Below are 9,541 nucleotides of genomic sequence, written 5' to 3'. Positions count from 1 at the left end.
GGCCACCTCGGGGTAACCGGCGTCGAGATCGCCGCGGGCGGTGGCGATCCGGGCCGCGACGCCGGTGGTGAGCAGGTCGCGGGCGGCCGACAGCCGCTCGGGGTCGCCGCGCAGTTCCCGCAGGATGCGCAGGCAGGCCGCCAGGGTCTCGGCGACCTCGTCCCCAAAGCCGCCGGCGTGGCGCCACAGCCGTTCGGCGGCGGGCCGCAGGTCGTCGGGAACCGTCGGCATCGCACCGTGCGCCGTGTCGCTCATCCCTGGCCTCCCCCGAAGCAGTCCCGCACCGTGGCCGCGGCGTCGGCCCGATCGGCCGGGCCGCGCGCGTCGCCGGCCAGGTGCCGGTGCAGCGACTCCACGGCGCGGTCGGCGGCCTGGAGCGCGGCGGTCATGAAGCCCGCCATCGTCTCGTGGCCGTATCGCGCGCTCGCGCCGGGCGCGATCTCCAGCCCCACCCCGTCACCGTGCCCATTGTAGACGACCTTGACCACCGAGCGGGGCGACGTCGCGGTCACCCGGGCCTCGCGCAGGTGCCGATCGAGGTGCTCGAACGAAGGGTCCACTGTGGTTATTCTCCCGGACGGGCCTCGGCGCGGGCGACGCGGCGCGCCCGGCGGCGGGCCTGCAGGACCGCCGCGCACAGCCGTTCGTCGTCGACGCCGTCATAGCCGTGGCCGTCAAGCTCCACCCGCCGTACCCGTCCCTGGCCGTCGCACGCCACGATCGCCAGCCCGTCGTCCGAGGACCGCGCGTGGGTGTCGGTGCCGAGCTCGGCGTCCAGCTGGCGGGCCCCGACCCCGACGGCCACCATCCGCTCCCGGGCGCCGCGCAGCCGGGCGAGATGCTCCTCGACCTCGCGCAGCTTCGCGGCGTAACCGTCCATTATGGTCAAGCTCCCGTGTCGTGTCTTGCGGACATTGTGCTCGGTGGTGTCAAGTCCGCGGCGCCCCGGCCGAAATACGGCGAGTTGGCCCGGTCCGTTATATTTACGCACTGCTATATCTAGATCAGTAATGGTTGAGGCGCTGGTCGCGCCCACTGGCATGTCGCGAAATGATAACGGCAAGGAATCTCGCGTACATCCTGCGTCGGCGACCAAAGTCTGACCATTCGGCCATTGCCCGTCGTCCGTTCTTCACGGCAGGTTATTGGTGATCTTTGCCCCATTACCCCCTCGAAAGGCCACACCCCCATGGTCAAGACACGCTATAAAGCGCTGTCGGCGATCGCGGCGGCTGCCCTGGTGGCGGTCGGCGTCGTCACGGTGCAAGCCTCGGCGGACCCGGCACCCGGCCGAGAATCAACCGACAGGGTCAACGGACCCGTCGGAGAGAATCTGCCGCTCAGCCCGCAGCAAGCCGATCTCGACGCCCGCCGCCGCGCGGCCCTGGAGAAGGTCGCCACCGGCGCCGCCTCCGCCGACAAGAACGGCGCCGTCAAAGTCGACAAGGACGAATACGCCGACACCGCCACCACCGGCAAGGACGAGATCTTCACCCTGCTGGTGGAGTTCGGCGACAAGACCGGTGACCCGGGCGGCAAGGCCGGCCCGACCAAGAACAAGATCCCCGAGCCCGACCGGTCGAAGGACAACTCCACGCTGTGGAACAAGGACTTCAACCAGGACTACTACCAGAACATGCTGTTCGGCCCGAAGGACTCGATGCCGGACTTCTACACCAAGCAGTCCGGCGGCAAGTACACCGTGGACGGCAAGGTGCAGAACTGGGTCACGGTGCCCTACAACGAGGCGCGCTACGGCCACAACGGTGACGAGAACGAGGGCTACCCGGCCTTCGTCCAGGACAGTGTGAAGGCCTGGTACGACGCCCAGGTCGCCGCCGGTCAAAGCGCCGACCAGATCAAGCAGTACCTGGCCCAGTTCGACAAGCAGGACCGCTACGACTACGACGGCGACGGCGACTTCAACGAGCCCGACGGCTACGTCGACCACATCCAGATCATCCACGCCGGTGAGGGCGAGGAGGCCGGCGGCGGTGCCGAGGGCGCCGACGCCATCTGGTCGCACCGTTCCTACGCCGTCACCGACCAGCCCGGACCGGACAACAACCCGCAGTCCGGCGCCCCGCTGGGCGACAGCGGCATGTGGGTCGGCGACTACACCACCGAGCCCGAAAACGGCGGCATCGGCGTGTTCAGCCACGAGTTCGGCCACGACCTCGGTCTGCCGGACCTGTACGACACCACCGGAAACGCCGACAACAACACCGGCCGCTGGTCCCTGATGTCGGGCGGCTCCTGGCTCAACGACGGCAAGGACTCGATCGGCAACAAGCCCGGCTTCATGGGCCCGTGGGAGAAGTACTTCCTGGGCTGGCTGACCTACGACGAGGTGTCGGCCGACACCAAGAAGCAGACCAGCAAGCTGGGACCGGCCGGCGACAACGGTTCGCTGCCCGAGGCCACCAAGGTGGACCTTCCCGACTCCAAGCAGACGGTGAAGTACCCCAAGCCCGCCAGCGGCACCCACGAGTGGATGGCCGGCGACGGCGACAAGCTCAACTCCACCCTGACCCGGACCGTCGACCTGTCTGACGCGAAGAAGTCGGCATCGGTGGACGTCAAGGCGTACATCGACACCGAGAAGGACTACGACTTCTTCTACGGCGAGGTGTCCACCGACAACGGTGGAAAGTGGACCAAGGTCGGCGACTCGTACTCCGGCGCCACCAAGAAGTACACCGACATCTCCGAGGACCTGTCGAAGTACATCGGCAAGAAGATCAAGTTCCGCTTCCACTACGAGTCCGACACCAACACCCACGGCCAGGGCGTGTTCCTGGACGACGTGGCCCTGAAGGCCGACGGCAAGCAGGTGTGGCTGGACGACGTCGAGTCGCCCGACCCCGCCTGGGACGCCATGGGCTTCAGCCGCACCGACGGCACCGAGGTCTACCGCCACGCGCGCTTCTACCTCGCCGAGAACCGCCGCTACGTCAGCTACGACACCACGCTGAAGGTCGGCCCGTACAACTTCGGTTTCGGCGACAAGAAGCCCAACTGGGTGGAGCGTTACCCGTACCAGGACGGCATGCTGGTCTGGTACGTCAACACCACCTACACCGACAACAACGTCAGTGCCCACAAGGGATCGGGCCTGGTGCTGCCGGTGGACGCGCACTCGTCGCCGCTGAAGTGGAAGGACGGGACCTACCTGTCCAACACCCACCAGGCGTTCGACGCGACCTTCTCCAAAGCGAAGACCGACAAGCTGGTGCTGCACAAGAACGGCACCAAGGTCAGCTTCGCCAAGCAGAAGGGGATCAGCGTCTTCGACGACTCCAAGAAGGACGGCTACTGGTCGTCCAAGCTGCCGACCAACTCGGTCAAGGTGGCCGGTCTCGGAGTGAAGATCACGATCGTCACCGACTCCAAGTCCAAGATGGTCATCAAGGTGACCCGCAAGTAGTTGCTCGACGCCGACGGGCCGCGAGGGTTTCTCCTCGCGGCCCGTCGTCTATGTCGCGGTGGCGATCACCACGCCCAGGCCTCGGGGCCGGGGCCGCCGTGCCCGACCGGCGGGAAGATCTCGTCGAGGCGGGACGACAGCGCCTCGTCGACGTCGATGTCCATGCTGGCCAGTGCGCCGTCGAGCTGCTCGGAGGTGCGAGGGCCGACGATGGGGGCGGTGACGCCGGGGCGCGACAGCAGCCAGGCCATCGCCAGGTGCGCCGGGTCGACGCCGCGCTCGTCGCACAGCTTCTCCCAGGCCGCCAACTGATCGCGGTGCTGCTCCACGGCCTCGGCGGAGCGGCCCGAGGTGCTGCGCCCGGCCGAGCCCTGCTCGAGCTTGCGCAGCGCGCCCGACAGCGCCCCGCCGTGCAGCGGGGACCACGGGATGATGCCGATGCCGTATTCCATCGCGGCGGGGATGACCTCGAGCTCGACGTGGCGGGTCATCAGGTTGTAGATGCACTGCTCGGAGACCAGCCCGAGGCTGTGGCGGCGGTTGGCGGACTCCTGTGCCTGCACCAGGTTCCAGCCGGCGAAGTTGGACGATCCGACGTAGCGCACCTTTCCCTGCGCCACCAACAGATCCATCGCCTGCCAGATCTCCTCCCACGGCGTGGAGCGCTCCACGTGGTGCATCTGGTACAGGTCGATATGGTCGGTCCGGAGGCGCTCCAGGGACGCCTCGCAGGCCGCGACGATGTGGCGGGCGGACAGCCCCTTGTCGTTGGGGCCCTCTCCCATGCCGCCGTACACCTTCGTGGCCAGCACGATGTCCTCGCGGCGACCGCCGCCCTGGGCGAACCAGGTGCCGACGATCTTTTCGGTGATGCCCTCGCCGAGCTTCCAGCCGTACACGTTGGCGGTGTCGTAGAAGTTCAGGCCCAGCTCACGGCCGTGGTCCATGATGGCGTGCGAGTCGGGTTCGGTGGTGGCGGGTCCAAAGTTCATGGTGCCGAGGCACAGCCGGGAAACTTTCAGTCCGGTGCGTCCGAGATTCGTGTACTCCATTCCCGCGATCCTGCCACCCGCGCGGCGGCGAGGCAAAGCTTAAGGAAACTTCAGCTTGGCGGGCGCGGTGTCGTACAGGTGTCCTACTGTGCGTGATGATCGCATCACCACTATCGAAGGACTCGCCATGAACCATCCCCCGGACGAACCCCGGATGTTGACCCGCGCCGCCCTGGTGCGACGCGGCTGGAGCACCGCCATGATCGCGCGTTGGCTGGATCCCGCGGATGTGTTGCGTCCCAACCCGATGTATTCGAGCGCACATCCGATGCGTCTGTACCGTGTGGACCGAGCGGAGGAGGTGGAGTCGCGCCCGGAGTTCGCCGAGCGCTCCGCCCTGGCCCGCGAGCGGGGGCGGCGGCGCCGCGAGATCACGGCCCGCCGCCGCGCGGCCGCGGCCGAGCGGCTGCGCACCGTCCGCATCGATGTGCCCGCGATGCCGATGGAACGCCTGGCCACCAGGGCGGTGGAGCACTGGAACCGCCGCCAGCGGGATCGCTGCTACCTGGTGCCCGGCGCGGAGACTCGTGTGGCCAGGGTGGGCTGCGTCGACGCGGCGACGCTGTGCCGCTGGGAGGTGAATTACCTGCGACACATGCTGACCCAGTACGACCGCCTGCTGAGCCGCGTGACCGGCCAGATCGGACGCGAGGAGGCGCGGCGGCTGGTGCGGGGCCGCGTCTACGACGCCATCGCCGAGAGCTACCCGTGGCTGGGCGCCGAATGCCGCCGACAACGCGGCGAGCCCGCCGTCGGCCATGAGCGTTAATCGGTTGATTCCGGCCGGAGAGTATCGGATGCTGACCCGGATTTCACACCCGAGGAGCGCCGATGGATTCCCCAGCGACCTGGATCGACGACACCGTCGAGGTGCGGCGGCTGGGGCCCGAGTGGCTCGGCGCCTGCCTGGACCTGGCGGCCGATCGCCAGTGGCCCCGCGAGGAACGCAAGTGGCGGCTGCTGTTCGACGTCGGGGAGGTCTACGGGATCGTCGACCCCGGCGGGGAGCTGGTGTCGGCGGCCGTGCTCACGCGCTACGGCGACGGCCTGTGCGCCATCAGCATGGTGCTGACGGCGTCGCGCCTCGAGGGCCGCGGTCTGGGTCGGCGGGTCATGACCCGCCTGCTGGGCGAGGCGGGCGACGCCGTGGTCACCCTGTACGCCACCGACAACGGGCTCCCGCTCTACCAGAAGCTCGGCTTCACCGCCGTCGACGCGAACACCACGCACGTGGGGCGCCTCGACGCGCCCTCGGCCGGACGGGAGCGCTGCCGCGTCGCCACCGACGCCGACCTGCCCGCGATCGCGGCGTTGGACGCGCGGGTCTGCGGTGGCGACCGCGGCGGCCTGGTGGCTCGGCTGCCGCGGTTCGCTGACCAGCTTCGGGTGATCGAGACCGACGGCGAGATCACGGGATACGCGAGCGCCTGGCCCAACCTGACGACCACCGTCGTCGGCCCCGTCATCGCCGCGAACCTCGACGACGCGCGGGCCCTGGTCGCCGACCTGGCGCGCGGCACCACCCACCCGATCCGGCTGGAGGTGCTGGACGCCTTCGCCGAGCTCGGCCGCTGGGCCGAGTCCCACGGGGCGGCGGCCCGCGCCCGCACCACCTTCATGGTCCACAACGGACGCCCGATCCCCGGCGAGCCCGAGCACCTGTACTCGCCGGTGTCGGTCGCCCTCGGCTGACACGCCGACGGGGGCCGTCGGCAAGCGCGCCAACGACCCCCGTGCGGCCCGGTCTTCTACGAGTCGCCCCCGGTCTCGCCCGCCTCGGCGGCCGAGACGTCGTCGATGGCGTACTTCAGGGCGGCCTCGGCCGCGGCCTCCACGGGCAGGTCGCCGCGGCGCGCCAGGCCCCGCAGGGCCGCCACCGTGATCGACTCGCCGTCCACATTGAAGTGACGGCGCAGGGCGCCGCGGGTGTCGGACTGGCCGTAGCCGTCGGTGCCCAGCGAGGTGTAGTCGCCCGGTACCCAGCGCGAGATCAGGTCGGGCACCGCCCGCATGAAGTCGCTGACGGCGATCACCGGCCCGCTGGCCTCGGCGAGCTTGCTCGTCACGTACGGCACCTTCTCGTCGTGGCCGGGGTGCACCAGGTTGAACTGCTCGCACTCCACAGCGTCGCGGCGCAGCTCGGTCCACGAGGTCACCGACCACACGTCGGCCGACACGCCCCAGTCGGCGGCCAGCAGGTCGCGGGCCTTCAGCGCCCACTGCATGCCGGTGCCCGACGCCAGCAGCTGCACCCGCGGCAGCGTGGCGTTGGACGGCGCCGGCTCCGCCAGGTACATGCCCTTCAGCAGCCCCTCCACGTCCAGCTCGGACGGCTCGGCGGGCTGCGAGATCGGCTCGTTGTAGACGGTGAGGTAGTAGAAGATGTTCTCCGGGTCGTCGCCGTACATCCGGCGCAGCCCGTCCTCCACGATGTGCGCGACCTCGTAGCCGAACGCCGGGTCGTAGGTCACCACGGCCGGGTTGGTCGCCGCGATCAGCAGCGACTGCCCGTCCTCGTGCTGCAGGCCCTCGCCGTTGAGCGTGGTGCGACCGGCGGTGGCGCCCAGCAGGAAGCCGCGCGTCATCTGGTCGGCCGCCGCCCACAGCAGGTCCGCGGTGCGCTGGAACCCGAACATCGAGTAGAAGATGTACATCGGGATCATCGGCTCGTCGTGCGTGGAGTACGAGGAGCCCGCGGCGATGAACGCGGCCGTCGAACCGTCCTCGTTGATCCCCAGGTGCAGGATCTGCCCCTTCTCGGCCTCCTTATAGGACAAGAAGAGGTCCCGGTCCACCGACAGGTAGTTCTGCCCGTGCGGCGAGTAGATCTTCGCCGTCGGGAACATCGCGTCCATGCCGAAGGTGCGCGCCTCGTCCGGGATGATCGGCACCCAGCGCGGCCCGATGTTCTTGTCCTTCATCAGGTCCTTCAGCAGGCGGACGAAGGCCATCGTCGTGGCCACCTTCTGCTTGCCCGAACCCCGCTTCACCACGCTGTACGACTCGTGCGGCGGAAGCTCGAGAGCCTTGGACTTGTTGCGCCGCTTGGGAATCGGTCCACCGAGCGTCTTGCGACGCTCCATCATGTACTCCATCTCCTCGGACTCGGGCCCGGGGTGGTAGTACGGCGGCAGGTACGGATTCTCCTCCAGCGCGCTGTCGGGAATGTCCAGATAGAGCCGGTCGCGGAACGACTTCAGGTCGTCCAGCGTCAGCTTCTTCATCTGGTGCGTGGCGTTGCGGGCCTCGAAGTGGGAACCCAGCGTCCAGCCCTTGACGGTCTTGGCCAGGATCACCGTCGGCTGCCCGGTGTGCTCGGTGGCGGCCTTGTACGCGGAATACAGCTTCCGGTAGTCGTGACCGCCACGCTTGAGATTCCAGATCGCGTCGTCGGTCATCGGCTCGACCATCTTCTTGGTGCGCGGGTCGCGCCCGAAGAAGTGCTCGCGGACGAACGCGCCGTCCTCGGCCTTGAAGGTCTGGTAGTCGCCGTCGGGCGTGGAGTTCATGACGTTGACCAGCGCGCCGTCGGTGTCGGCCGCCAGCAGCGCGTCCCACTCCCGGCCCCAGATCACCTTGATGACGTTCCAGCCGGCGCCCCGGAAGAACGACTCCAGCTCCTGGATCACCTTGCCGTTGCCCCGCACCGGCCCGTCGAGCCGCTGCAGGTTGCAGTTGATCACGAAGGTCAGGTTGTCGAGCTCCTCGCGCGACGCCAAATGTATGGCGCCCAACGATTCCGGCTCGTCCATCTCGCCGTCGCCCAGGAACGCCCACACCCGTTGCCGCGAGGTGTCCTTGATGCCGCGGTGCTGCAGATAGCGGTTGAACTGCGCCTGATAGATCGCCGACAGCGGCCCCAGGCCCATCGACACCGTCGGGAACTCCCAGAAGTCCGGCATCAGGCGCGGGTGCGGGTACGACGGGAGGCCGCCGCCCGGGTGCGACAGCTCCTGCCGGAACCCGTCCAGCTGGTGCTCGGTGAGCCGCCCCTCCAGATAGGCGCGGGCGTAGATGCCCGGCGAGCCGTGCCCCTGGATGTAGATCTGGTCGCCGCCGCCCGGGTGGTCCTTGCCGCGGAAGAAGTGGTTGAAACCCACCTCGTACAGGCTGGCGGCCGAGGCGTAGGTGGAGATGTGCCCGCCCACGCCGATCCCGGGCCGCTGCGCCCGGTGCACCATCATCGCGGCGTTCCACCGGATATAGGCGCGGATCCGGCGCTCGGTGTGCTCGTCGCCGGGGAACCAGGGCTCCGACTCCGGCGGGATCGTGTTGATGTAATCGGTGCTGGTCAGCGCCGGCACGCCCACGTGGCGTTCCCGCGCCCGCTCCAGCAGGCGCAACATGACGTAGCGCGCGCGCTGGCGTCCACGTTCGTCCAACAGCCCGTCCAGCGACTGGAGCCATTCGACTGTCTCTTCCGGGTCTATGTCCGGCAGCTGGCTCGGCAGGCCGTCACTAATGACCGGACGTTTACGTTCGTTGGTCACGGGCTGTTCCTTTTGCATATCGACGCTGATAAGACAAGGTTCGCTTCATGCGTTGTCGCTACTATCCTGCCTCCTGATCCTCGGCAACCCGCGCAAGGGACCCGATGTTCCGGGACTGTCGACACATACGCGCGCTACCCATCCGCTGCGCCATTGCGTATTCTCACGGTGCGGAGTCCACTCCGCGGGCGACGAAGATCACCTTGAGCCGGGCGGAAGACCCGGCCGCGGAATGAGGAGGAAACACGACGTGAGTGCCACGGCTGGGTCGGCCGACGGCGTACGGACCATAGTCGACAAACTCGGCATCTCCGCCGACGACGTCGTCATGGAGATCGGATTCGACAGCGATATCGATTCCGCGTTGCGCGAAGCCGTCATCGGGTGTGTGGGCGAGCTTCACGACGAAGACACCGACGAGGTCGTCGACGTGGTGATGCTGTGGTGGAGAGAGGACGACGGAGACCTGGTGGACATGCTGATGGACGCGCGTGCCCCGATCTCCGAGGAGGGCGTGGTGTGGCTGCTGACGCCCAAACCCGGGCGCGATGGCCACGTCGAATCGGCGGACA

General features: G+C 68.4%; 9 protein-coding genes. 4 read left to right on the top strand and 5 right to left on the bottom strand.

Annotated elements, in window-relative coordinates; all coding sequences use genetic code 11:
* The 3 genes from VE172_RS19995 to VE172_RS19985 form a co-directional block, all read right to left on the bottom strand.
* A partial coding sequence (locus VE172_RS19995) for a hypothetical protein (RefSeq protein WP_324803738.1) occupies positions 1 to 255 on the bottom strand: 255 nt, incomplete at its 3' end.
* On the bottom strand, positions 252 to 560 hold the full coding sequence (locus VE172_RS19990) for a YbaB/EbfC family nucleoid-associated protein (RefSeq protein WP_324803737.1): 309 nt from the start codon (positions 558 to 560) through the stop codon (positions 252 to 254). The genes VE172_RS19995 and VE172_RS19990, both read right to left, overlap by 4 nt.
* Before the next feature lie 5 nt (positions 561 to 565).
* Complete coding sequence (locus tag VE172_RS19985; protein ID WP_324803736.1) at positions 566 to 880, bottom strand: hypothetical protein; 315 nt, start codon at positions 878 to 880, stop codon at positions 566 to 568.
* Positions 881 to 1,189: 309 nt separating this feature from the next.
* Between VE172_RS19985 and VE172_RS19980 the strand changes: the two genes are divergently transcribed.
* Positions 1,190 to 3,427 (top strand): immune inhibitor A domain-containing protein, encoded by a 2,238-nt coding sequence (locus VE172_RS19980; protein ID WP_324803735.1) that lies wholly within the window; start codon positions 1,190 to 1,192, stop codon positions 3,425 to 3,427.
* A gap of 65 nt (positions 3,428 to 3,492) precedes the next feature.
* On the opposite strand, the gene VE172_RS19975 is transcribed toward VE172_RS19980, so the two are convergent.
* Positions 3,493 to 4,479 carry an aldo/keto reductase gene (locus VE172_RS19975; protein WP_324803734.1) on the bottom strand — a complete coding sequence of 329 codons (987 nt, stop codon included), beginning with the start codon at positions 4,477 to 4,479 and terminating at the stop codon, positions 3,493 to 3,495.
* 127 nt (positions 4,480 to 4,606) lie between these two features.
* Between VE172_RS19975 and VE172_RS19970 the strand changes: the two genes are divergently transcribed.
* Both VE172_RS19970 and VE172_RS19965 read left to right on the top strand, forming a co-directional pair.
* Positions 4,607 to 5,248, top strand: a complete 642-nt coding sequence (locus tag VE172_RS19970) for a hypothetical protein (protein WP_324803733.1) — start codon at positions 4,607 to 4,609, stop codon at positions 5,246 to 5,248.
* A gap of 62 nt (positions 5,249 to 5,310) precedes the next feature.
* Positions 5,311 to 6,171, top strand: a complete 861-nt coding sequence (locus tag VE172_RS19965; protein WP_324803732.1) for a GNAT family N-acetyltransferase — start codon at positions 5,311 to 5,313, stop codon at positions 6,169 to 6,171.
* Between the two features lie 56 nt (positions 6,172 to 6,227).
* On the opposite strand, the gene aceE is transcribed toward VE172_RS19965, so the two are convergent.
* Positions 6,228 to 8,969 (bottom strand): pyruvate dehydrogenase (acetyl-transferring), homodimeric type, encoded by a 2,742-nt coding sequence (aceE, locus tag VE172_RS19960; protein WP_349258471.1) that lies wholly within the window; start codon positions 8,967 to 8,969, stop codon positions 6,228 to 6,230.
* A gap of 250 nt (positions 8,970 to 9,219) precedes the next feature.
* Here aceE and VE172_RS19955 point away from each other — a divergent pair.
* On the top strand, positions 9,220 to 9,541 hold a 322-nt coding region (locus VE172_RS19955; RefSeq protein WP_324803731.1), incomplete at its 3' end, for a DUF3052 domain-containing protein.

It is taken from the genome of Stackebrandtia sp., from assembly GCF_035643755.1.
In the GTDB taxonomy this organism is placed as follows: Bacteria; Actinomycetota; Actinomycetes; order Mycobacteriales; family Micromonosporaceae; genus Stackebrandtia.
This window is presented reverse-complemented; position numbering and strand designations above follow the sequence as displayed.